This is a genomic window from Neomegalonema sp. (assembly GCF_028688855.1).
GTDB lineage: Bacteria > Pseudomonadota > Alphaproteobacteria > Rhodobacterales > Rhodobacteraceae > Neomegalonema.
This window is the reverse complement of sequence record NZ_JAQTXI010000002.1, coordinates 222,588-244,872: the sequence shown is the minus strand read 5'-3', so window position 1 is coordinate 244,872 and position 22,285 is coordinate 222,588. Positions and strand designations below refer to the sequence as shown.

17 protein-coding genes are annotated in these 22,285 nt (G+C 69.6%); 2 read left to right on the top strand and 15 right to left on the bottom strand.

Going from position 1 to position 22,285, the window contains the following annotated elements; all coding sequences use genetic code 11:
• Position 1: 1 nt before the first annotated feature.
• The 5 genes from PHN62_RS02580 to PHN62_RS02560 all read right to left on the bottom strand — a co-directional run bounded on the left by PHN62_RS02580 (position 2) and on the right by PHN62_RS02560 (position 6,941).
• Positions 2-1,213 carry an HEXXH motif-containing putative peptide modification protein gene (locus tag PHN62_RS02580; RefSeq protein ID WP_300145870.1) on the bottom strand — a complete coding sequence of 404 codons (1,212 nt, stop codon included), beginning with the start codon at positions 1,211-1,213 and terminating at the stop codon, positions 2-4.
• The gene (locus PHN62_RS02575) at positions 1,203-2,789 is read right to left on the bottom strand and encodes a radical SAM protein (protein ID WP_300145868.1); all 1,587 of its coding nucleotides are present in this window, start codon (positions 2,787-2,789) and stop codon (positions 1,203-1,205) included. The genes PHN62_RS02580 and PHN62_RS02575 overlap by 11 nt, the downstream gene beginning before the upstream one ends.
• 60 nt (positions 2,790-2,849) lie before the next feature.
• The gene (locus tag PHN62_RS02570) at positions 2,850-3,998 is read right to left on the bottom strand and encodes a hypothetical protein (RefSeq protein WP_300145866.1); all 1,149 of its coding nucleotides are present in this window, start codon (positions 3,996-3,998) and stop codon (positions 2,850-2,852) included.
• A 36-nt stretch (positions 3,999-4,034) separates the two neighbouring features.
• Positions 4,035-4,763 carry a hypothetical protein gene (locus PHN62_RS02565; protein ID WP_300145863.1) on the bottom strand — a complete coding sequence of 243 codons (729 nt, stop codon included), beginning with the start codon at positions 4,761-4,763 and terminating at the stop codon, positions 4,035-4,037.
• Between the two features lie 225 nt (positions 4,764-4,988).
• Positions 4,989-6,941: a patatin-like phospholipase family protein gene (locus PHN62_RS02560; RefSeq protein WP_300145860.1), complete on the bottom strand. Its 1,953-nt coding sequence runs from the start codon at positions 6,939-6,941 to the stop codon at positions 4,989-4,991.
• Positions 6,942-7,154: 213 nt separating this feature from the next.
• Between PHN62_RS02560 and PHN62_RS02555 the strand changes: the two genes are divergently transcribed.
• On the top strand, positions 7,155-7,727 hold the full coding sequence (locus PHN62_RS02555; RefSeq protein WP_300145857.1) for a peroxidase-related enzyme: 573 nt from the start codon (positions 7,155-7,157) through the stop codon (positions 7,725-7,727).
• Here the strand turns inward: PHN62_RS02555 and PHN62_RS02550 are convergent.
• The 8 genes from PHN62_RS02550 to PHN62_RS02515 all read right to left on the bottom strand — a co-directional run bounded on the left by PHN62_RS02550 (position 7,709) and on the right by PHN62_RS02515 (position 18,175).
• Positions 7,709-8,281, bottom strand: a complete 573-nt coding sequence (locus PHN62_RS02550) for an NTP transferase domain-containing protein (protein ID WP_300145854.1) — start codon at positions 8,279-8,281, stop codon at positions 7,709-7,711. The genes PHN62_RS02555 and PHN62_RS02550 overlap by 19 nt on opposite strands.
• Positions 8,278-9,156 carry an XdhC family protein gene (locus PHN62_RS02545; protein WP_300145851.1) on the bottom strand — a complete coding sequence of 293 codons (879 nt, stop codon included), beginning with the start codon at positions 9,154-9,156 and terminating at the stop codon, positions 8,278-8,280. Before PHN62_RS02545 ends, PHN62_RS02550 begins: the two co-directional genes overlap by 4 nt.
• Before the next feature lie 223 nt (positions 9,157-9,379).
• Complete coding sequence (locus tag PHN62_RS02540; protein WP_300145848.1) at positions 9,380-11,620, bottom strand: xanthine dehydrogenase family protein molybdopterin-binding subunit; 2,241 nt, start codon at positions 11,618-11,620, stop codon at positions 9,380-9,382.
• Positions 11,621-11,633: 13 nt separating this feature from the next.
• Positions 11,634-12,083, bottom strand: a complete 450-nt coding sequence (locus tag PHN62_RS02535) for a (2Fe-2S)-binding protein (RefSeq protein WP_300145846.1) — start codon at positions 12,081-12,083, stop codon at positions 11,634-11,636.
• 287 nt (positions 12,084-12,370) lie between these two features.
• Positions 12,371-14,158: an NAD(P)/FAD-dependent oxidoreductase gene (locus tag PHN62_RS02530; RefSeq protein WP_300145843.1), complete on the bottom strand. Its 1,788-nt coding sequence runs from the start codon at positions 14,156-14,158 to the stop codon at positions 12,371-12,373.
• A gap of 110 nt (positions 14,159-14,268) precedes the next feature.
• Complete coding sequence (locus tag PHN62_RS02525) at positions 14,269-15,342, bottom strand: 2,3-butanediol dehydrogenase (protein ID WP_300145840.1); 1,074 nt, start codon at positions 15,340-15,342, stop codon at positions 14,269-14,271.
• 318 nt (positions 15,343-15,660) lie between these two features.
• A complete protein-coding gene (locus PHN62_RS02520) occupies positions 15,661-17,553 on the bottom strand; it encodes a sigma-54-dependent Fis family transcriptional regulator (RefSeq protein WP_300145837.1) in 1,893 nt (630 codons plus the stop codon).
• A gap of 76 nt (positions 17,554-17,629) precedes the next feature.
• Positions 17,630-18,175 (bottom strand): cupin domain-containing protein, encoded by a 546-nt coding sequence (locus PHN62_RS02515; protein WP_300145834.1) that lies wholly within the window; start codon positions 18,173-18,175, stop codon positions 17,630-17,632.
• A 223-nt stretch (positions 18,176-18,398) separates the two neighbouring features.
• Here PHN62_RS02515 and PHN62_RS02510 point away from each other — a divergent pair, with 223 nt between their 5' ends.
• Positions 18,399-19,685, top strand: coding sequence for an aspartate aminotransferase family protein (locus PHN62_RS02510; protein WP_300145959.1), 1,287 nt, complete (start codon positions 18,399-18,401; stop codon positions 19,683-19,685).
• Positions 19,686-19,727: 42 nt separating this feature from the next.
• Here the strand turns inward: PHN62_RS02510 and PHN62_RS02505 are convergent, their stop codons facing one another.
• Together PHN62_RS02505 and PHN62_RS02500 are read right to left on the bottom strand one after the other, a co-directional pair.
• Complete coding sequence (locus tag PHN62_RS02505) at positions 19,728-21,878, bottom strand: exonuclease domain-containing protein (protein ID WP_300145831.1); 2,151 nt, start codon at positions 21,876-21,878, stop codon at positions 19,728-19,730.
• On the bottom strand, positions 21,875-22,240 hold the full coding sequence (locus PHN62_RS02500; protein WP_300145828.1) for a response regulator: 366 nt from the start codon (positions 22,238-22,240) through the stop codon (positions 21,875-21,877). The genes PHN62_RS02505 and PHN62_RS02500 overlap by 4 nt, the downstream gene beginning before the upstream one ends.
• Positions 22,241-22,285 lie beyond the last annotated feature (45 nt).

Sequence of the window (22,285 nt, the reverse complement as noted above, 5' to 3'; positions counted from 1 at the left end):
ATCAGAGCGCCTCCGCCGCCGCGCCGAGCTTCGCCAGAAAGATTTCTCCGACCTGCGTCGGGCGCGCCTGCCCGCGCAGATAGGTCCAGGCCTCGCGCACGCGCCCGGCTTCGAGATCGCGGATCTGCGCGAGATCCGCCGCGAAATCGGGCCGCAGGATCATCAGGCGCCGGTAGAATTCGCAGACGTTCACGAAGGCGTGGACGCCGTTCATCACGCCGCTCAGAGGCCGCAGGTCCTTGCGCCAGGGCGAGGGGTGGATGCGTTCGGCGTCGTTGGCCAGCATGGGGTCGAGCGCGTAGACCGGCGCGATGCGCGTATGGGCGCCCTCATGGCTGAGGAGATCCGCCACCTGAACCGGATCGCGCAGGGAGGCCGCGAAGATCCCCTGAAAATCGCCCCGGCTCACGCTCGAGGTGCCGCCGCCCGGCAGGAGGTCGAAGACGAAGAGCGCGTGAAAGGCCCGCTCCACGGCCCGCGAGGCCATGGGCCAAACGTCTGCGAGCAAGCCCCGCCCCTGTGCGAGGATCGGCAGGGCCTCGGTCGGGTCGGCCAGCAGGGGGACGGGATTGTCCAGCCAGGCCGCTTCGGGCGCGAAGTTCAGCACCGGCCATCCGCCCGCCCTCGGCAGGGCGTGGAGCCGATCCGGGAGAATGGCCGCCTCCTGCTCCAGCCCGGAGCGGGGCAGGGCGGCTTCGGCGCCGTCGGTCCAGAAGAGGCGGATCTCGCCCTCTTCATCGGCGATCAGGACCGAGCCTCCCGCCGAACCGACCACCAGATTCGCATGGGGCAGATGGAGCCAGTCCTGATCTCCGAAGGCGGCTGCGGGCAGCGCCAGACGAAAGCCCGCGCAGCCCGGCGCGCCGATCAGGAAGCGCGCGAGTCCGATCTCCTGCTCCGGGCTTCCGACGGGGCGCCTCAGCGCCTTGGCGGCGGTCCCCGGCGAGAAGGCGGCGGCGGCGTCTTCGGGCGCGAGGGCGTCGAGCCAGGCGGCCAGCGTCCCGAGCGCGCGGCGGGTCCAGCCCTCGGCGCAGAGTCCGGCGGCGGCGAGTCGGCGACGGGCCTTTCCGGCGCGCTGAAGATCGCCCAGACGCGCGGCGAAATCGCTGATTCCGCCCGCCGGACCGGGGAAGACGACCCCCTCCAGATCACCGAGAAGGGCGAGGCGTTCGGCTTCCTCCAGCCGCAGGGCTTCGGCGAGGTCACGCGGCATGATGCTGAAGCTCCGGCAGGAGGGCGCGGGAGGTCAGCGCGAGCGGCGTTCCGCTCGGCGCGAAGAAGCGGCGGTTCATGTGGCTCATGGCCGCCGCCTCATGCGCCAGCCAGCCCATGAGATGCGGATACATCGACTTGAAGAAGGCGCATTCCGGCGTCTTGTGGCGCACGGTCCCATAGCGCTCGTAGGATTGCGCCGGGCATCCCGCCTGACAGAAGGCGCGATAGGGACAGACGCGGCAATCGTCGTAATCCTGGGGGCGGCGCTCGCGGATGGCGACGACATGCGGGTTCTCGCGGCCCGGATCGTCGATGCGGCGGGCGTCGCGGATGTTCCCGAGCTTGAGCCCCGGCGATTGCGTGGCGCGGCCGCAGGGATAGAGCGAGCCGTCGGCGCCCACCGCCACGAAGCCTTCGCCCGCGCCGCAATGGCCGCGCAGACAGCGGCTCGCGCGGCGCTTGCTGACGAGATGACGCGTCATGTCGATGGCGTTGCTCTCGATGAGGTCGGCGTCGCGCCGGACGAGCAGCGCGAGGAACTCCTTGAACCAGGCGACGATCTCGGCTTGCTCCATGCCCATGGCGTCCCATTTCTGGCGGGCGTCGCCGAGGAAGGCGATGGGATTGACCTTCACGCTGCCGATGCCGTTCTGCGTGAGGAAATCCAGCAGCTTGCGGGGGTCTCCGGCGTTGGCGCGGTTCAGCACCACCAGAGCCCCGAAAGGCACCCCCGCCCGCTGGAGCATGTCCACGCCGCGCATGACCCTGGAGAAGGATTCCCCGCCGTTCACCTGCGGACGGCTGACGTTGTGGGATTCGGGATCTCCGTCCAGCGAGAGCCCCACCGTCACGTGATTGGCGCGCAGCCATTCGATGCGCTCGGGCGTGAAGAGCGTGCCGTTGGTCTGGACGCAGATGTTGACCGGACGTCCCCGGCGCTCCGGATGGGCGCGGATGTAGGCGGTGAGCTCCTGCATCAGCTCCCAGCGGAGGAAGGCTTCGCCGCCGGAATATTCGAAGGTCAGGCCGCGTTCGTCGTCGACGGCGTAGGCGGCGTCCACGGCGAGGAAGGCCGTCTCGCGGCTCATGTGCGGCTGGCCGGGACGCGCCCCCGCCAGACAATAGAGACAGCCGAGATTGCATTTCTCCGAGAGCAGAAGCTCGATCAGCCGCCCTTCGTTGTGGATGTTGGGGGAATCCTCGAACATGGCCGGATCGGCCGCCGTCGCGCCGTCCAGCGTGACGAGCCCCCGCCGGAAGAGCAGGCCGAGGAACTCCTCCGGCCCGCCCAGAGCCTCCGCAGGCCATTCGTCGGCGAAGGCGCCGAAGGACCGCCCCTCGCGCAGCCCGCTCAGGCGTTCGGCCTCGCGGCGGGTGAGGAAGGCCCAGGAGCCCGAGTCGGCCGCCGTCGCCAGAGGCCCCCAGGCCGTTTCGGTCAGGCCCGTCGCGGCGGAGGAAACCAGGGTGTCGCGAGCCAGGGTCACGGCGCCCCGAGGCGCGTAGCTCTTGCCGAAGCGGATCGGCAGATCGGCCGATTCCTCGGATTCGAGAACGGCGGAGCCATAGTAGCGCATCGTCCGGTCTCCTGTGAAAGGCGCGGCCCGGGTCGGGCCGCAGGCGGCGTCAGCCGGGGATCATGGGGCCATGGCCCTTTCCGGAAGCTCTGCGGGAGCTTCGAGTCCGTCGGCGCTGAAATCGGCGAGGTCGCAGAGGAGGTCCGTCCCGGCGAACCGGGCCTTTCCGCCCGCCTCGGGCTGGGGCGTTTCTCCGGAGGCCAGCGCCCGCCCCAGAGGCCCTTGCGGATCGGAGAGCAGCCAGCCCTGCGGCGCCTCGATTCCCGAAGCCCCGAGCCGGCCCTCCGGCGCCAGAGCCACGCCGCCCCGCTCCGAATAGAGGACCAGGCCGCGCATCAGGCTGCGGGTCCGGGCGGCGCGCTCCGGATCGAGGAGGCGAAGCCCCGCCTCCAGCCGCCGCGCCTGAGCCAGAGAAGCGGCGCAAGCGCAGCGGCAGGGGAAATGACTCAGGATCTCGGCGCCGAAATAGCGCGCGAAGAGATTCAGCCGCCAGTCATAGGGGCCGGAGAGTCCGGCGGCCTGGGTCGCCTCCAGAACCAGCGGCGCGAGATCGCCCTGACGCTCGGCGGCGGCCTTGGGCCAATTCGCCTCGAAGAAGGCGCGGCAGCAGGGTGGAAAGCCGAGGACCTCGCCCACGACGGAATCCCAGCCCAGAGCCACGGCCATCCAGCCGAGCAGGGCCCTGTCCTTGTCGGGCGCGATCAGGAGGCTGCGCATCGCGCCGGAGCCGGAGCCGGGGCGGGCGGGAGTCGGAGCCGGGGCGAGGTTGCTGTAGCCGCCCTTGCCTTCGTCCTCCGCCTTGCGCCACTCCAGCGCGGAGAGCAGCCCCCAGAGTCCGCGATCCTCCGCCCAGCGCAGCCAGGCGGCGAGTTGAGGCTCCGGACCGTGCAGCAGGGACGCCGGACGCAGCCCCGAGGCGGTCAGCCGGGCCTCGAGGGGCGGCGGAGGACCGCCCTCCGGACCCGCGCCCTCCTCTCCGAAGAGCAGGGCGCCGGTGACGGCCTGGCCGAAGGCTTCGGGCGGAGCGCGTCTTCCGCCCTCGGCGAGGAGGGGAGGAGAGGCCGCGCCCTCGGCCAGTCCGAAGGCGGCGAGAGGCTCGGTCAGGATCCGCCTCCGGACGGCCGGATCCATCCGGTAGGCGCGCAGACGGATCAGCAGATCCGCGAAGATCTCGCGCCGTCTGGCGGCGCGCCGGGAGGGGTCGATCATGAACGGCCTCCTTCCGCCGGGAGCCCGGCCGGACGCTCAGCGCCTGAAGAGCAGGCCCGGATTGATCTGCGGATTGACGGTCTCGCGGTTGAAGTTGGCGTGGCCGCCGGTGTTGGCGTGGCCGGTCGGCCCCGAGTTCACATGCGCGCCCTGGAACACGCCCGGATTGATCTGGGGCGTGAACTGCGGATTGATGATCTCGCGGTTGAAGTTGGCGTGTCCGGGCACGTTGGCGTGTCCCGCCGGGCCGGAGTTCGCATGCTGGCCCGCGAATCCGCCGGGACTCACGCGCGGATCCAGGAACTGCCCCTGCATCTGCTGATTGAAGTTGGCGTGTCCGGGCACATTGGCGTGTCCGGTCGGGCCGGAATTCGCATGCGCGCCCGTGAAGCCGCCGGGATTCACACGCGGATCCAGGAACTGCCCCTGCATCTGTTCGCGGCTGAAATTGGCGTGTCCGGGCACGTTGGCGTGTCCGGTCGGGCCGGAGTTCGCATGCGCGCCCAGGATCTGGCCGGGCTGGACCTGCTGGGGCAGGAACAGCGGACGGCCCTGGAAGGGCGTCGCGCCCGCCTGGGCGGTGCGGACGGGAGCCGTGGCCCGAAGACCGGGCGTCGCGGCGGCCGTCGCCCGGAGGGCGGCGGGCTCCGCGAAGGTCTCTGCGGCGGCCTCGGGAGTCGGGGCGGCCTGGGTCGCGGTCGGAGAGCCGAGCTGCGTGAGCAGGGCCCCCACGGCGAGCAGCAATGGTTTGAATTCGTCTTTCATGGCGTCCTCATGCTCATACGGCGGGAGGTCGCTTCTGCAGGCATGTCAGACCACGCTCCGGACAACGAGGAGTCTTGTACGCCGACAGGCGATCTCTCGTTCGTGAATGCAAGTCTCACGCGATCTTGAGGCGGAAATATGGCTGTCGGCGCCCTGGTCGCCTTGTTTGTCCGAGGGGGGACGTCTCGTCTCCGGCGCGGCTCCGGCAAGCGGCTTCAGGCGGCTTCAGAAGGTCTGGACGATCTTCATGTGCTGCAGGGGCAGGGGCGCGCCCGCGTCGAGATCGGGGCCGCGCTCCGCCCAGATCCCGCCTTGAGCGATCAGATGATCCAGCAGCTCCCGGGAGGCCTCCGCCGCTTCGGGGCTCCCGAAGGGATGCACCGGGACCGGAGGCCGCCCGCGCCGCGAGCTCTGCGGCTCCAGCGGGGCGGGCGCCTGAGCCGCGCCCTCCGCGATCCGGATCGTCTGGCGCTGCAGGGCCGAGGCGAAATTGCGCCATCTGATCCAGCGGTGCTTCGGGAAGGAGAAATCGTCGCGCAGGCGTCTGCCCGCGAGGCTCCCCTTCAGCGCCACGCGATCCAGATCCTCCTGCGGCATGTCGAGGTTCAGGCCGCCTTCCCCCGCTTCGAGCAGGATCTGGACGGTGCGGTCATGTTGCCCCGAGGCCCGCGCCTGGAGCAGATCGCGCCAGGTGCGCATGGTCTCGAAGCCGCTGGCGAGGAAGGTTCCGATCTCGACCAGCGCGCTGGCGTGTCCGATGGGGCGATAGGCGGGCCTTCTGCCGGATTCCTCGGGCTGGGGCAGGAGGACCGCCGCCGCCGCCTTGTCCTCCGGCAGGTCGGAGCGGGGCGTGGGATGGGGGCCGTCGTCGGTCTTGTGATAGACGAGGTTGATGGCGAAGGTCGGCCTGGAGGGCAGGGGCGCGTCGAAGAGATGGATCGGGAAATTGCTGGAGACGCCGCCGTCGGTGAACCAGCAGGGCCGGAGCTGCGCGGCGCGCGGCGCGACGGGCTCTTCGCCGCCCGTGGCGAGGCCTTCCATGCTCTCGGTCAGCGAGGGGCCCGCCGCGTCGCCTCCGGAGGCGCGGGGCGGCGCCTCGGGAGCCGGCGGAGGCCTCTGCGCGGCGGTCTGGGCCTCCGGAGGCGCGACCTGCTCGTGCAGCGGCACCGCGCTCAGCAGCAGCGGATAGCTCAGGCTCATCCGCATCGCCACGAGGACCGGCGTCCGGTCGCCGCAGGGAAAGCGGTGATAGGTCTCGCCCTCGCAGAGCAGGGGATCGCCCGCCCGCTCGACCATCCAGTCGACGACGGAGGCCGGGAAGAGCCTGTCGAACTCCTTGCGCCGGAACCAGAAATTCGCCTCCTGGAGGGGGAGGGTGCGCGGCTCCAGATGGGAGACGCTGGTGGTGATCATCTGGAGCGTGATCCTGTCCTTCTTCCCCTGCTCCTCCTCTTCGTCCGGATAGGGGGGCGCGCTCCAGAGATCGCCGAAGACGAGCGGCTTCCCGGGAGGCTGGCCGGAAAGCTCCTGGAGCACCTCGTGCATCCATTCGGTCAGGGCGGGCCGGGCGTCTCCCGGCGCGCGCAGCCCCGAGCAGAGCCCGAGCAGATTGCCCCGCAGGATCCGCGCCGCCCGCAGAAGCCCGAAGACCGCCGCTCCGCAATAGGCGCAGAGCAGGGAGGGAAAGGCCGCCGCGACCAAACCCGGCGCTCCGGCCGCCAGAAACCCGGTCGCGAGGAAGGCGCAGAGCAGCGTCAGCCCCTCCAGCGGCGCCAGGACGAGAGGCAGCAGAAGGCCGGCCAGAATCCTGCGGGTGGCGCTCTTCTCGCCGATCAGCGCGACGATCAGCCGGAAGGCGGGGCCGAGGCTGCGGGCGGGCTGGAACAGATCGAGCAGGAAGCCTTTCCCGGAGAGCCGTCCGGCGGCCTCCTCCAGGCCCTTGAAGCCGAGCGGGACCGGCCCCGGACTCCCGGCCGCCTCTCCCGACTTGCCTGCGGCGAGCCTCCGGTCTCCGAGCGCCGCCGCCGCGGTGGCCGCCGCCGCGATGGCTCCGGCGGAGGTGCCGCCGATGCTCTTGAACCGGAACCCCTTCGCCAGTTCGAGGACCGCATGGGGATAGACGACGCCGCTAGCGACTCCGCCCTTCATCACCAGATCGCAATACCGCATTTCGGTCATGTCCGTTCCCTCCTTGCGCGTCCGGAGGTCCGTTCCGGGTCCGGGCGGGATTCCCGGCGAACCTCCCTTCAAGCTATCCGGCAGGGATGGAGCTCCGGTCAAGCCTCGACCCGGCGTTGCGGCGGCGGCGGGAGTTCTCCCCGGAGCGCAGGCTTCCGCCGGAGCGAAAAGGCCCTATGCTCGCCGGAACGCAGGAAGCTCCGGAGGATCGTCATGTCTCAAGCCGCGCCCGTCAGCCGTTTTCCCGTCCCCGATCTGGAGGCGCTCCCCGAGGACGTCCGCAGCCGCATTCTGGCCGTCCAGGAGAAATCCGGCTTCATTCCGAACATCTTTCTGGCTCTGGCGCATCGGCCCGAGGAGTTCCGCGCCTTCTTCGCCTATCACGACGCCCTGATGGACAAGCCCGGCGGGCTGACCAAGGCCGAGCGCGAAATGATCGTGGTGGCGACTTCGGCGGCGAATCAATGCCAGTATTGCGTCGTGGCCCATGGGGCGATCCTGAGGATCCGGGCGAAGAATCCGCAGATCGCCGACCAGATCTCCGCCAATTACCGCAAGGCCGAGATCACGCCGCGTCAGCGCGCCCTGCTGGACTTCGCCATGAAGGCCTCGCAGGAGGCCGCCGCCGTCGAAGACTCCGACCTTCAGGCTCTGGCGGCGCATGGGTTTTCACAAGATGATCTTTGGGACGTCGTCTCCATCGTGGCCTTCTTCGCGATGTCCAACCGGCTGGCCAACGTCGCCGACATCCGGCCCAATCCCGAATTCTACAATCTGGGGCGCTGAGAAAGAGCCAGATCCCCGGGGAGGTCGACGTCGGCGGCCTCCTCCGGCGTCAGGGCGAGGAGATCCTCCGGCGCGAGCCCCCGCAGGACCTCCCGCGCGCCCTGGTCGCCCTCCGCCCGGAGCGCCGCCGCGAAATCGGCGGAGGCCAGCAGCGCGGGCGGCGAGCGGACCCCTGCACGGACGCAGGCCCGCGTCCGGCCCTCCGCGCCGGAGATCAGCCGCCGCAGGGTCTCGCCGGAGATTCCCGGCATGTCGCCCAGACAGATCAGCAGGCTTCCGGCGCCCGCCTCCTGCGCGGCCAGAACCGCCCTTCGCAGAGAATCCGCCATGGGCAGGCCCGGCGCGATCCTCAGCGGCGCGAAGCCCTCGGGCAGGACGGCTTCGACTCCGGGCGAGGAGACCACCGCCGCCAGACTCCCGCATCCGGCCTCCCGCATCGCCTCGGCGGCCCGCAGGACCAGAGGCCGCCCCCGCCAGAGCGCAAGGAGCTTGTCCTCCGGCCCGAAGCGCCGCGAGGCGCCCGCCGCCAGCAGCACGCCGAAGGGCGGCTTCATGCTTTGGGCGCCGCCGCCAGAATCTCGGCGAGAACCGAGATCGCCAGAGTCTGCGGATCGCGCGCCGAGGGCACCAGTCCGATGGGGCCGCGCAGACGGCTCAGGGCGGAGTCGGCAACGCCCATCTCCGTCAGTCGGGCGAGCCGCGACCTCTGGGCGGAGCGGCTGCCCTGAGCCCCGATGTAGAAGGCGGGAGTCTCCAGCAGGCGGCCGAGGATCTCGGGCTCGTGGTCATGGTCGTGATAGAAGAGCGCCGCCGCGCATCGGGCGTCGAGGCCCATCTCCGCGATCTCCTCCGCCCGGCGCAGAGGCCGCGTCCGGCAGCCGAAGGCGGCGGCTGAGTTCAGGCTCTCCTCCTCGTGCGAGATCAGGAGATGGTCGTAATCGAGGCTCAGCAAGAGGCGCGCGAAGACGGCGGCCTCCGGACCCGCTCCGAAGACCAGAAAGCGCAGGGCGGGCGGAAATCCCAGGACGAAGCCCGCTTCGGCGGGGCCGGTCGGACGCCAGGGACCGAGGCTCGGCTCGCCCTGCGGCGAGACCTCCAGCGCGACGGCGCGGCGTTCGGCGCGGGCGCGGCTCAGATCGAAGAGCGCGCTCCGGTCGCGCAGAAGGAAGAGCGAGACCTCCACCGCGCCGCCGCAGGGGAGCCGCAGGTCCATGAAGGGCGAGCCCGCCCCATAACGCAGATGCTGGGGGATTCCGCTCGCGCGGACCTCTTCGGCGCGGAGGATCAGGTCCGCCTCCACGCAGCCCGAGGTGATGGCTCCGGCGAAACGCCCGTCGGGCAGGATGGCCATGGCCGCGCCCGGATCGCGATAGGAGGGGCCCTGAGTCGCCGTCAGCAGGGCGAGGACCACCCCGGGACCGCCGCGCAAGGCGGCCTCCCAGGGATCTTCGAGAGCGGGATGGCGGCCTTCCGCCGCGAGAGGCGAAAGCTTCCAGTCGCAGAGCATGAGCATGGCCATCGAGATGAGGAGGGGAAGAACGGCCGCCCCGCGCAGGGCGGCCGCCGGAGCGTCGGCCAGCGAAGCCGCTTCGGCTTCGCGTCGCGACGACGCGACCAGATGAAAACCCGGAGTCCCTGAGGGGCTCCGGGACTCAGGCGCCGCCTTCCGTCAGGTCGAACTTCGAGAGCGGCAGACTGCGGATCCGCTCGCCGGTCAGCACCGCGACGGCGTTGACCACCGCAGGCGGAACGCCCGGCAGGCCCGGTTCGCCGACGCCGCCCATGGGCGCTCCGCTCTCAAGGATGCGCACATGGACGCGCGGCATCTTCTCGGGCGGGAGGATGGGATAGGCGTCGAAATTGCGGGCTTCGGGCTCGCCGTCCGTATAGACGACCTCCTCCAGCAGCGCCGAGGAGAGCCCCAGAGCCACCGCCGAGTTCACCTGGGCCTCGATGATCGCCGGATTCACGATGCTGCCCGGATCTATGGCCACCCAGACGTCATGAACCACCGCTTCGCCGTCCTTCAGCGAGACCTCGGCGATGGTGGCGACCTCGCTGCCGAAGGGCGAGGCCATGGCCACGCCCCGGGCGCGGCGGGTTCCATCCTCCGCCGTGAAGGGGCCGCGTTTCCAGCCGCCGGATAATTCGCCCACCGCCTCCAGAAGGGCTTTATGGCGGGGCTTGTCGGCGAGCAGCTTCAGCCGCAGCTCATAGGGGTCATGGCCGCCCGCCGCCGCCATTTCGTCGAAGAAGGCTTCGTAGAAGAAGTCGTTCATCGAATGCCCGACCGAGCGCCACCACCCGATCATCGCCGGAATGGGGACCACCACATGCTCCACGCGGCGATGGGCGATGGCGTAAGGCTTGTCGGCGATGCCCTCCACGGCGGAAGGATCGGGATCTTCCGGCTTGCGCCCGAACCAGCGCCCCGTCGGACCCTCGCCGAGGGCCTCCGCGAAGAAGGCCTCCGGCAGGCCCTCGGCGTCGAGTCCGGCGCGGAAGCGCGCCACCGCCAGAGGCCGGAAGGCGTCGCGGAGGAACTCCTCCTCGCGGGTCCAGATCACCTTGACCGGACGCCCCGTCGCCTTCGCCAGAGCGATGGCCTGAGGATAGGGGCTCGCGCCGTGATAGAGGAAATGGCGTCCGAAGAACCCGCCGAGCAAGGGCGAATGAATCCGCACCTGCTCGGGCTTCAGGTCGTTTTCGGCGGCCACGGCGGCCTGATACATCTCGGGCGCCTGATTGGGCGTCCAGAGGTCGAGCGTGCCGTCCTCGTTCCAGCGGGCGAGGGCCGAAGGCGGCTCAAGCTGGCCATGGGCGAGGAAGGGCGCGTCATAGACGGCCTCCAGCTTCTTCGGTGCCTTCTCCAGAGCCGTGGCGGCTTCGCCGTGGTTCTCGGCGACGAGGCCGGGGCCGGGCGTCTCGATCAGCTGCTGTTTGAAGCCCTCGCTGGAGAAATCGGCGGGCATGACGTTCGTCGCGTCCGCCTCCGGCTCCTTCCATGAAACCTCAAGGCTCTCGACGGCGCGGCGCGCCCGCCACCAGCGATCCGCGACCACCGCGACCGCCCCCGGCAGGGCGTGCACCGAGACCACGCCCGGCATGGCCTCGACCTCCGTGAGGTTGGCGATCTCGCCCGGCTCCTGCCCGCGGCGGGGCGCATGGACGACCGCCGCCTGCAACATGCCCTCGACCTTCAGGTCGATGCCATAGACGGCCTTGCCGGTCGATTTGTCATGGGCGTCGAGCCGCGCCACCGGCTTGCCGATCCAGCGGAAGTCGCTTGCGTCGCGCAGCGGGGCTTCCTCCGGGATGGGCAGGGCGGCGGCCTCGGCGGCGATCTCGCCGTAAGGGACGCGGCGTCCGGAAGCCGCATGCACGACTTCGCCCGGCTCGGTGGTCAGCTCCTCCAGCGGGGCGTCGAGCTTCTGGGCGGCGGCCTGGAGCAGCATCATCCGCCCGGAGGCGCCGAGCTTGCGCATGGTCTGATAGCTCGACCGCACCGAGAAGCTGCCGCCCGTGATGCGCATCATGCCCATCACCACGAGGTAGTCGGGGCCCGGAGGCGCCGCCTCCACCGTGAAGCGCGCCGGATCCACGTCCAGCTCTTCGCCGATGATCTGGGCGAAGGCGGTGTGGACGCCCTGTCCGCCTTCCATGAAGGGCGAGCGGAAGAGCACGCTTCCGTCCGGATTGATTTCGAGGAAGGCGGGGAAGCGCGTTCCGGGGACGACCTTGGCCGCCGCCTCCTGAGCGCGCGAAACCTTCACCGGAAGCGAGACGCCCAGCACCAGAGCGCCCAGAGAGGCGCCGAGAAAGCCGCGTCGGGAGAGATTGACCGGCGCGCCGCTGGCGGGCAGGTCGAAGGCCCTCGGATCGAGATCGTTCATGGCTCGCCCTCCCTCAGCCTTGCGCGGCGGCGCGCCGCACGGCGGCGGCGATGGCGTTGTAGGTTCCGCAGCGACAGAGATTGGTCATCGCGGCGGCGATCTCCTCGTCGTTGGGTTTGGGAGTCTCCTTGAGGAGGGCCGTGGCGGCCATGACCTGCCCCGATTGGCAATAGCCGCATTGGGGCGTCTGCTCGGCGACCCAGGCCGCGACCACCCGCCGCCCGACTTCATCCTCCTCGACGGCCTCGATGGTCGTGACGGAGGCGCCTTCCACGCTCGCGACGGAGGTGACGCAGCTGCGCGTCGCGACTCCGTCCACGAGCACCGTGCAGGCGCCGCATTGCGCGACGCCGCAGCCGTATTTCACGCCGGTCAGGCCGATCTCGTCGCGGATCACCCAGAGCAGAGGCGTGTCCGGCTCCGAATCGATCCGTCGGGTTTCGCCGTTGATGGTCAGTTCCATTGGGTTTCTCCTCAGATCGCCGCAAGCCGGACGAAGGCTTCGACGAGGGCGCCGCGCCCGGCCGCCGGGCCTCGGGGAGAGGCCGGCTTCGTCTCCGGAGGGCGCTATCGGCGTCAGGCTTTCGCCTTTCCATAGGATTTGTCAATCGACAAGCCGGAGAGCGGCGCAGGCTGAAGACCCCTGCGCGCCTGCGGGACTCCGCCGGACCGCGGGCCGCAGGACGCGAAACGCCGCCCCTTTCGGGGCGGCGCTCGCGGTTCAGGCGATATTCTTGCGTCGGGCGCGCGTCAGGAGAGGTGATGGCGCTCCTGAAGTTGATAGACGGGCGTGGGGATCCCCTCCTTGCGCGCCTTGATCTGGAGCGAGAGGTATTGCGAATAATGGCGCGACTGATGGAGGTTGCCGCCATGGAACCACAGGGCTTCCTGCTGGGTGGGCTTCCACATGTTGCGCTGTTCGCCTTCCCAGGGGCCGGGATCCTTGGGCGTGGCCGAGCCGAGGCCCCAGACCTTGCCCACCTTGTCCGCGACCTCCTGGCTGATGAGGTCGGCCGCCCAGCCGTTCATCGAGCCGAAGCCGGTCGCGTAGACCACCAGATCCGCCGGAAGCTCGGTCCCATCCTTGAGGACCACGGAATTCTCGGTCAGGTGGTCCACGTCTCCGGAGGCCAGCTTGATCGAGCCGTCGATGACCAGATCGCAGGCGCCGACGTCGATGTAATAGCCCGAGCCGCGCCGCAGATATTTCATGAACAGGCCCGAACCATCCGCGCCCCAGTCGAGCTGGAAGCCCGCCTTCTCCAGGCCCGCATAGAACTCGGCGTCCTTCTCGCGCATCTTGTCGTAAAGCGGGATCTGGAATTCATGCATGATCCTGTAGGGCAGAGAGGCGAAGATCAGATCCGCCTTGCGGGTGGTCACGCCCGCCGCCACGGCCCGCTCCGAATAGAGATCCCCGAGGCCGATCTCCATCAGCGAATCCGAGCGCACGATATGCGTCGAGGAGCGCTGGACCATGGTGACGTCGGCTCCGCCCTCCCAGAGCGCGGCGCAGATGTCGTGCGCCGAGTTGTTCGAGCCGATGACGACGACCTTCTTGCCCGCATAGGCGTCGGGGCCGGGGTGCTGGGAGCTGTGCTGCTGCTCGCCCTTGAAGATCTCCTGACCCTTGTATTTCGGGATGTTGATCTTGCCCGACATGCCCGTGGCCAGCACAAGCTGTTTCGGCCTGAGGGTGATCTCCTTCCCGCCGCGCTCGACGACGACGGTCCATTCCCTGGCCTTCTCGTCGTAGCTGGCCGACTTGCAGGTGGTGGAGGACCAGTAGTTCAGCTCCATGACCTTCGTATACATCTCCAGCCAGTCGCCGACCTTGTCCTTCGGGGCGAAGACCGGCCAGTTCTCGGGGAAGGGGATGTAGGGGAGATGGTCGTACCAGACCGGATCATGCAGGCAGAGCGACTTGTAGCGCTTGCGCCAGCTGTCTCCGGGACGCTCGTTCTTCTCGATGATGATGGTCGGCACGCCGAGCTGACGCAGCCGCGCTCCCAGAGCGATTCCGCCCTGTCCGCCGCCGATGATCAGCGCATAGGGCTGCTCCGCGAAGCCGAGTTCGGCGGCTTCCTTCTCGCGCTTCTCCTTCCAGGTGAGGCGGTTGCGGTCATGGCCATGCTCGGCGCCCATGGGACGGCGCAGGTTCTTCGGCTCCTCGTGGCCCTTGAGTTCGCTCATGGTGGTGAGCAGAGTCCAGATGAGGCCGTCCTTGACCCGGATCTGGCCATAGCCGCGCGCGGCCTCGGTCTCGAATTCGATCCAGCCTTCGGAATCCGAGGCGGCTTCGGCGGGGTCGAGGCCGAATTTCGCGGGTTTGATCTGCGCGAGCTGGCTGTTCAGCATGTCGCGGATCTGGGCCTTGCCCTCCATGGTGCGCAGGTTCCAGGTGAAGGCCACCAGATCGCGCCAATAGCAGTCTTCCTGGAAGCAGGCGACGGCGGCCTCGACGTCTCCGGCCTCCAGCGCGGCGCCGAGCTTCTTCACGACGTCCGCGACGACGCCTTCCCGAGCCTGGTCAAGCATGAGTTCACTCCCTGTGATGTTTGTGGATCCGGCCTCCGGCTGCGCGGAGGTCGGGGATCGCGGCCCCTCTGCGGAGGCCGCGTCTGCGCGTCATCGGATCCGGCCGCGTTTCAGCGCGACAGGTCGATGAGGATCTTGAGTTGGGTTCCGGCCGGATCGAGCAGTTGATCGAAGCCTTCCTTCACCGCTTCGGCGAGGGCGATGCGCTTCGTCACGATCTTCCGGGCCGGAATGGCGCCCGAAGCGATCAGACGCGCCACGCGCGGCCAGTAATGGGTCGGATAGGCCCAGGCGCCCCGGATGTCGATGTCCTTGAAGGTGACGTCGAACCAGCCGAGGGGGCTTTCGCCCGGATGCAGGCCCGTCTGCACGACCACGCCCTGCTTGCGCACGGCGTCCACGCAGTTCTTGAGGGCGTGCTCGTTGCCGACGCATTCGATCGCGACGTCGCAGCCGACGCCGCCTTCGGTCGCGGCGCGCACGACCTCGCCGACCTTCTCGCTGCGCGGATTGATCGTGCGGACCTCGCCGAGGATCTCCTGGGCGAGGCGCAGGCGCGTGTCGTTGAGGTCGGAGATGAAGAGTTGCGTCGCGCCCGCCGCCCGCGCCGCCATGGCGGTCAGGATGCCGATGGGCCCGGCGCCGGTGATCAGCACGCTTTCGCCCGCCCGGATTCCCGCCCGGTCGCAGGCGTAGACGGCTACGGCGGTGGGCTCGATCAGGGCGGCCTCCTCGTCGGAGAGGTCGTCCGGAATGGGCTCGACGTTGTAGTCGTTGAGCAGCGCCTGCTGCGCCATGCCGCCCGAGCCCCAGGACAGCCCCGCCAGAGCCAGTTGCGTGCTCAGATGGAAGAGTCCGCGCGCGGCGAAATAGTCTCCGGAGCGCGGCATGATCAGCGGCTGGACCGACACGCGGTCTCCGGGCTTCACATGGGCCACGCCCTCGCCGACGGCCGTGACCACGCCGCCGAACTCATGGCCGAGAACCTGCGCGCCATGGGCGCCGGTGAAGGGATGGGGCTCTCTGGGGATGAAGATCGGCCCATAGGCGTATTCATGCAGATCGGTGCCGCAGATGCCGCAGAAGCGGTTCTCGATCAGCACCTGTCCGGGGCCCGGATTTCCGGGAGCAGGGATCTCCTCGACGCGCAGATCCTTCGCCGCGTGAAAGCGGAGCGCTTGCATTCGTAACCTCCCTTGTGGCTGAAGCCACGCTGATGATGAATGGAGGCGAAAGCCGCCTCCTTCATTCTTGAGAGACCCCCAAGCAAGATGGGCGCCAGATCTGCGCGAACGTGAATATTATAGATTTATCAAAGGATTGAAATCCATGCGCTGGAAAATCATGGCTGCGGCGGGGCGCGGGCGGCGGGGCTCGCCGGGGCCGCGCGCCGGAGGCTTTCCCTGCGGAAACCCAGGCGCGGCGGGGGTTTGGGCGCAGACCGGGACTGTGGCGCCGCAGCCCCGCCACAGGCGAGGCGCCTGCGGCGCCCCGGATCGCGCTCAGCCCTGCAGCCGCTTCAGACGGCGATGGATGGTCGAGCGGTCCACGCCCATCTCCCGCGCCAGAGCCGAGACGTTCCCGCCGCAGGCCTTGAGCGCCTGGAGGATCCCGGCCTCTTCGGGCGCCTGAGGGGAGGCGGCTGCGGCCAGCCGCTCCGGCAGATGGTCGAGCGTGATGACGCCGTCCTCCGAGAGCGCCGCCCCGACCCTCAGGACGTTGGTCAGCTCGCGCAGATTCCCCGGCCAGGCGTGGCGCAGCAGCGCCAGACGCGCTTCCGGCTCCAGACGATGGACGACGCCTCCGCCCTCCGCCTCGCCGAGGCGTTTCAGGATCGCGCGCATCAGCGGTTCGAGGTCGCGCCTTGCCCGCAGAGGCGGCAGCCTGAGGGTCGCCGCGTTCAGGCGGTAATGGAGATCGACGCGGAACCGCCCCTCCGCCGCCAGCTCCTCCAGATCGCGATGCGAGGCCGACAGCCATTGCAGACGCACCGGACGCGCCTCCAGAGCCCCCACCGGCTGGACCTCGTTCTCGGAGAGAACCCGCAGCAGACGCCCTTGCAGCGTCAGGGGCATGTCGCCGATCTCGTCGAGGAAGAGCGTCCCGCCGTCGGCTTCGAGGATCAGCCCGCGCTTGCCCTTCGGATGGGCGCCCGTGAAGGCGCCCGGCGCATAGCCGAAGAGCTCCGATTCGATCAGATGCTCGGGCAGGGCGGCGCAGTTCACCGCCACGAAGCGCCCCGGCAGCCTGCTGCTCGCATGGATGGCCCGCGCGAGATGCTCCTTGCCCGATCCGGTCTCGCCCTGGATCAGGATCGGCACGCCGCGCCCGGCCAGTCTGGCGGCGCGCGCCTGGAGGCGGTCCATCTCCGGATCCCCGAAGCTGAGTTCGCGCAGCGCCCTCGGCAGACTCGGCGGCGCAGGGGCGGCCGGAGCTTCGGCGCGGCGCGGACTCGCCGAGACCGGCGCGATGCTCCGCGCGAAGAGCACGAAGCCGTCATGGGCGCGCAGGATCCGCCGACCCTCGGGGCGTCCGCGCAGATAGAGCGGCAGATCCGCCGTCTCCAGGTCGAAGAAGCGCGAAACCGGCTCGCCGATGAAGCGGCGCGCGCCGAAGTCCTCCAGGTTCATTGCCTTGAGCAGGGCGCGGAAGCCGCCGTGGGTCATGCCGGTGATGCGGCCCTCGCCGTCGAGGGTCAGGGCGGCTTCGGGATCCACGTCGAGGAACTCCGGCGAACGGGCGAGGCGCAGCACCCAGTCCTCGCGGGTGCGCGCCATGAGGTTGGCCAGCTCGATCCGCCGCGCCGTCGAGGCCACCAGATGCAGGGCGAGCTGCTGGCTGGTCTTGGCCGCCGGAGAGCGCAATTGCGAGATGTCGAGCACCGCCGTCAGATCGCCGAGGGTGTCGAAGATGGGCGCCGCCGTGCAGGTGAGTCCGATGTGGCTGAGGTCGAAATGATCGTCCTGATGGATGATCACCGGCTCGCCCGAGACCATGCAGGCTCCCACCGCGCAGGTGCCCGCGCGGTTCTCGGACCATTCGGAGCCGAGATAGAGCCCCGCCTTGCGCAGGTGGTTGTCGAAGGTGGGATCTCCCATGAACTCCACCGCGACGCCGCGCGCGTCCGAGAGGAGCAGCACGTAGCTCTGTCCGGCGACCTGCCTGAACAGGCTCTCCAGCCCCGAACGCCCGATGCGGATCAGGTCTTCGGCCTGCTCGCGATGCTCGCGCAGGATGGCTTCGGGGACGATGTAGGCTTCCTGAGCGGCGGCGGGGTCCAGCTTGTAGTCGTTGAGGCAGCGCAGCCAGGATTCGACCACCGGCGCGTCGCGACGGCTGAGCGCGCCCAGAGCCACGCGCTCGATCTCCTTGATGTGGGCGAGGGGCGACGTCATGGGGGAACCTCCTCGGCCCATGCTGGCACGGAACGCGACGCGGCGTAATCCTCCACAAGTCCGAGAGGGCGCGGCTTCAGAAGCTGGGAGGCGTGCAGGCGCTGACCAGCTCGCAGGGATGCGGCCCCACGCAGCGGAAGCGATGCGGACGCAGACTCTCGAAATAATAGCCGTCGCCGGGGCCGAGGATGCGGCGTTCGCCCTCCACCGTCACCTCGAGCCGCCCGCTGAGCAGGATTCCGCCCTCTTCGCCCTCATGCGAGAGCAGGACGGCGCCCGTGTCGGCGCCGGGCTGATAGGTCTCGCGCAGGATCTGGAGCGCCCGTCCGAAGAGGTCTCCGCCGAGCTGCCGGTAGGAGATGCGTCCCTTGCCGATCTCGGTCATCTCCTCGGCGCTGTAGAAGACCTGCCTCGGCGCTCCGGGCGAGAGCGCGAAGAACTCCGCGAGGCTGATCGGCGCCCCGTCGAGGATGCGCTTGAGCGCCCCCACCGAAGGATTGCTGCGGTTGGATTCGATCAGCGAGATGGTCGAATTGGCCACGCCCGCCCGACGCGCCAGCTCTCTTTGAGAGAGGCCGCGCATCTGGCGCAGATGGCGCAGTCTGCCGCCGAGGTCCTCCATGGCCTTCCTCCTCCGGCCGCGCCTGTCGAGGCCGTTGCGGCTGACGCAACGTTACAGGATGCGCTCCTGAAGATTCAAGGCCTTGCCTCGCGAATGAAAAGGACTTGTTTTAAATTTTCGCCGGATCTCTCATGAGGCGCCCCGCGCGACGGGGAATGCCGCAGAGGAGATCGCCGTGAACGCCCCCGCCCGCCCCAATTCGCCTTCGCTCGACGCCTTCTGGATGCCCTTCACGGCCAATCGCCAGTTCAAGAAGGCTCCGCGCATGCTCGTCTCCGCCGAGGGGATGCATTATTCCTCCGACGACGGCCGCAAGATCCTCGACGGCACCGCCGGGCTCTGGTGCGTCAACGCCGGGCACGGACGCCGCCAGATCTCCGAAGCCGTGGCGCGGCAGATCGCGACCATGGATTTCGCTCCCACCTTCCAGATGGGTCACCCCGTCGCCTTCGAATTCGCCGAGCGCCTCGCGGAGATCGCGCCGGGCGAGGGCGCGGCGAAACTGGACCGCGTGTTCTACACCAATTCCGGTTCGGAATCGGTGGACACCGCCCTCAAGATCGCCATCGCCTGGCAGCGCGCCATGGGGCAGGGGACGCGCACCCGCGTCATCGGCCGCGAACGCGGCTATCACGGCGTGGGCTTCGGCGGCATCTCGGTGGGCGGCCTGGTGAACAATCGCCGCGTCTTCCCGCAGATCCCCGCCGACCATCTGCGCCACACCCATGATCCGGCCCGCAACGCCTTCACGCCCGGCCTGCCCGAGCATGGCGCCGAACTCGCCGAGGATCTGGAGCGGCTCGTGGCGCTGCACGGCGCCGAGACCATCGCCGCCGTGATCGTGGAGCCTCTGGCGGGCTCGACGGGCGTTCTGCCGCCGCCGAAGGGTTATCTCCAGCGCCTGCGCGAGATCGCGACGAAACACGGCATCCTGCTGATCTTCGACGAGGTGATCACCGGATTCGGCCGCCTCGGGACTCCCTTCGCCGCCGATTACTTCGGCGTGACGCCCGACCTCATGACCACCGCCAAGGGCCTGACCAACGGCGCGGTGCCCATGGGCGCGGTCTTCGCGAGCCGCAAGGTGCATGACGGCCTGATGACCGGACCGGACGCCGCCATCGAGCTGTTCCACGGCTACACCTATTCCGGCCATCCCCTCGCCTGCGCGGCGGGGATCGCCACGCTGGACGTCTATCGCGAGGAGAGCCTCCTGACCCGCGCCGCGGATCTGGCTCAGGCCTGGGAGGAGGCGATCTTCAGCCTCAAGGGCCTGCCGCATGTGATCGACATCCGCACGCTGGGGCTGGTGGCGGGCGTCGAGCTTTCGTCCCGCGAAGGCGCCGTCGGGGCCCGGGCCTACGACGTCTTCGTGGATTGCTTCGAGAAGGGCCTCCTGATCCGCGTCACCGGCGACATCGTGGCGCTTTCGCCGCCGCTGATCCTCGAAAAGGCGCAGATCGGCGAAATCGTCTCGATTCTGGGCGAGGCCATCAAGCGCGTCGCCTGACCTCTCCGGAGCGGGGCCTTCGCGGGCCCCGCTCCCCGCTCCTCAATATTTCAGGCGGGCGTAATAGGACTCCTGAGCCGCCTTGCGCGCCTGCCCGAAGGTCTCGATTCCCCGATGCTGGAGCAGCGGCAGCAGCTTGAGGAAAACCTCGGCGGTGGCGAGGGCGTCCCCCGCCGCCGTATGCCGCCCCGTGATCTTCACCCCCAGACGCCCCGCGATGGAATCGAGGCTGTGCGAGGTCGCGTCCGGATGCAGGATGCTCGAGAGCAGCAGCGTGTCCAGCACCGGCTGATCGAAGCGGACCCCCGCCTGCTCCTCCTTGAGCGCCAGAAAGCGCATGTCGAAGGCCACGTTGTGCCCCACCAGAGCCGTGTCGGCGGCGAAGGCGTGGAACACCGGCAGGACCTCGCCGATGGTCGGCTTGCCGCGCACCATCTCCGGCGTGACGCCGTGGATGGGAATCCCCGCCTCCGGGATGTCGCGCCGGGGATCGACCAGCTGCTCGAAGAGCTCGCCCCGCAGGATCCGCCCGTTGACGATCCGCGCCGCGCCGATCTGGATGATCTCGTCGCCGCCCGAAGGATTCAGCCCCGTGGTCTCGGTGTCGAAGACCGTATAGGCGAGGCCCGTCAGCGGGCGGTCGTCGAGGTGGCGGCTGGCCTCGCTGGCGGCGAAGAGGTTGAAGTCGTAATATTCCGGGCGGCTGGAGAGCGTTTCGGAATCCGCCGCCTCGGCGCCGCTGGCCGCCGGCAGCAGGAAGCGGAAGAAGGCGAGATCGCGCTTGCGGTCGCGCTCCAGCCAGATCTCCCCGCCATGACGCTCCGCCAGATCGCGCACGGAGGGTCCGCCTTCGCCGTTCATGGCCTCGCCCAGCCAGCCGGAGAGGGTTTCGGCGGCTGGCGCGCCCTCGCCCCGCCAGACGATGTCCAGATGAGCCCAGCCTCCGGCGGGCGCCAGACGCAGGCTCAGGCCCTGCGCCTTCAGCCGCGTCGCCAGACGCCCCCCGAGGAAGGCCAGAGCCTCGATCAGCCCGAAGCTGTCCACGCTGAGCCAGAGGTCTTCGGGCGCCTCCTCCACGGCGGCGGAGGCGCCATGGCCCGATTCCATCCGCCGCGCGGCCGCCGACAGCAGATCCGCGCCGAGCATGTCCTGAAGCGGCCAGCGGATCCGCGCGTCGCGGGCGGCTTCGGCGGCGGTGGTTTCGAGGCGCGCGCTCATGGCGCCCACCTCGTCGCGGACCACCTGCTGGAACTGCTCGCGTTCGTCGGGCTGCAGATCGGGATAGTCGAGCGTGTCGAGGGCCGCCTGCATGCTGGTGAAGGAGGAGCGGCTCGCCTCGATCAGCCCTTGCAGATGCCGGTCGCGCTGGATCTGGGCGGCGTGCTCTTCCGTCACGTCGTCGAACATGAGGACGAAGCCGGTCATGGCCCCTTCGCCGCCCGAGCGCACCGGCGCCATGCCCACCTGAAGGAGGCGCCCCTCCGGCGTGGCCGCGACGAAGCGCGCCGAGGCCGCGCCTTCTCCGCGGGCCTGGCGCCGCTCGACCGTCTCGCGGGCGTGATCGAGGCGGGCGGCGTCCACCACGCCGTGGATCGAGCGCCCGAGCCCCATCAGCTCGACGCCCCCCGCGCCTCCCGGAGACCGCGAGAGCCGTTTCGTCAGAGCCCGCGCCCGGCCGTTGTAGAGCAGGATCCGCCCTTCGAGATTGCAGACCACCACGCTTTGCTGAAGCTCCGCCATGAGCGCCGCGAGCTGGTCGCGTTCATGGGCCACGGCGGCGCTGGCTTCGCGCACGCGGGCGTCGAGGCTGTCCTGAAGGGCCTTGCGGCGCTCCGCCAGATCGGAGACGGCGGCGGTCAGGGCCCGGATCTCCGGCGCGCCTTCGGGCGCGGGCGCGGGCGCGGCGGGATTCTCGGCCATGACGCGCAGGGAATCCGTCAGACGCGCCGCCGGCGCCGCCCAGAGCTTCCGAACCCGCCCGGCGGCCCAGGCTCCGAGCCCCGCCGCCGCCAGCCACCAGAGCGCCCCCACGCCGATCAGCGGCCCTGCGGCGCTTCCCAAGGCCGCCGACAGCGCGCCGTCCTGCTCCGGCGTGAGGGTCGAGCGCAGCAGCAGCGCCCCGAGGACCAGCCAGAGCGCCAGAGCCGCCCCCGGCGCCAGCAGAGCGCCGATCCGGCGCGTCCGGCGGCTCACGCGAGCATCTCCTGAACCATCTTCACGAGATCGCGGGTGGAGAAGGGTTTCGTGACATAGGCGTCGGCGCCCGCGCCCACGCCTCTGGCGATGTCGGCGTCGCGGCCCTTGGCGGTGAGCATCAGGATGCGGATTCCCGCCAGGGCGGCGTCGGCGCGCACGGCCTCGCAGACGTCGAATCCGGTCATGCCGGGCATCATGCCGTCCAGAAGCACCAGCCGGGGACGCTCGCGACGGATGGCCTCCAGGGCGCTCGGGCCGTCGCGGGCGACCAGAACCTCATAGCCCGCCCGCTTCATCATGAACTCCAGCGAGACGACGATGTTGGGTTCGTCGTCGGCGATCAGGACCTTGGTGGTCATTCTGGCTTCCTCCCCGGCTTCGTTTCTTGTCTTGTGGGTCTGGTC

Coding starts and splice junctions, on each gene's coding strand:
- PHN62_RS02580 (WP_300145870.1), bottom strand. CDS start 1,213: ATGCCGCGTGACCTCGCCGAAGCCCTGCGGCTGGAGGAAGCCGAACGC.
- PHN62_RS02575 (WP_300145868.1), bottom strand. CDS start 2,789: ATGCGCTACTATGGCTCCGCCGTTCTCGAATCCGAGGAATCGGCCGAT.
- PHN62_RS02570 (WP_300145866.1), bottom strand. CDS start 3,998: ATGATCGACCCCTCCCGGCGCGCCGCCAGACGGCGCGAGATCTTCGCG.
- PHN62_RS02565 (WP_300145863.1), bottom strand. CDS start 4,763: ATGAAAGACGAATTCAAACCATTGCTGCTCGCCGTGGGGGCCCTGCTC.
- PHN62_RS02560 (WP_300145860.1), bottom strand. CDS start 6,941: ATGACCGAAATGCGGTATTGCGATCTGGTGATGAAGGGCGGAGTCGCT.
- PHN62_RS02555 (WP_300145857.1), top strand. CDS start 7,155: ATGTCTCAAGCCGCGCCCGTCAGCCGTTTTCCCGTCCCCGATCTGGAG.
- PHN62_RS02550 (WP_300145854.1), bottom strand. CDS start 8,281: ATGAAGCCGCCCTTCGGCGTGCTGCTGGCGGCGGGCGCCTCGCGGCGC.
- PHN62_RS02540 (WP_300145848.1), bottom strand. CDS start 11,620: ATGAACGATCTCGATCCGAGGGCCTTCGACCTGCCCGCCAGCGGCGCG.
- PHN62_RS02535 (WP_300145846.1), bottom strand. CDS start 12,083: ATGGAACTGACCATCAACGGCGAAACCCGACGGATCGATTCGGAGCCG.
- PHN62_RS02530 (WP_300145843.1), bottom strand. CDS start 14,158: ATGCTTGACCAGGCTCGGGAAGGCGTCGTCGCGGACGTCGTGAAGAAG.
- PHN62_RS02525 (WP_300145840.1), bottom strand. CDS start 15,342: ATGCAAGCGCTCCGCTTTCACGCGGCGAAGGATCTGCGCGTCGAGGAG.
- PHN62_RS02520 (WP_300145837.1), bottom strand. CDS start 17,553: ATGACGTCGCCCCTCGCCCACATCAAGGAGATCGAGCGCGTGGCTCTG.
- PHN62_RS02515 (WP_300145834.1), bottom strand. CDS start 18,175: ATGGAGGACCTCGGCGGCAGACTGCGCCATCTGCGCCAGATGCGCGGC.
- PHN62_RS02510 (WP_300145959.1), top strand. CDS start 18,399: ATGCCCTTCACGGCCAATCGCCAGTTCAAGAAGGCTCCGCGCATGCTC.
- PHN62_RS02500 (WP_300145828.1), bottom strand. CDS start 22,240: ATGACCACCAAGGTCCTGATCGCCGACGACGAACCCAACATCGTCGTC.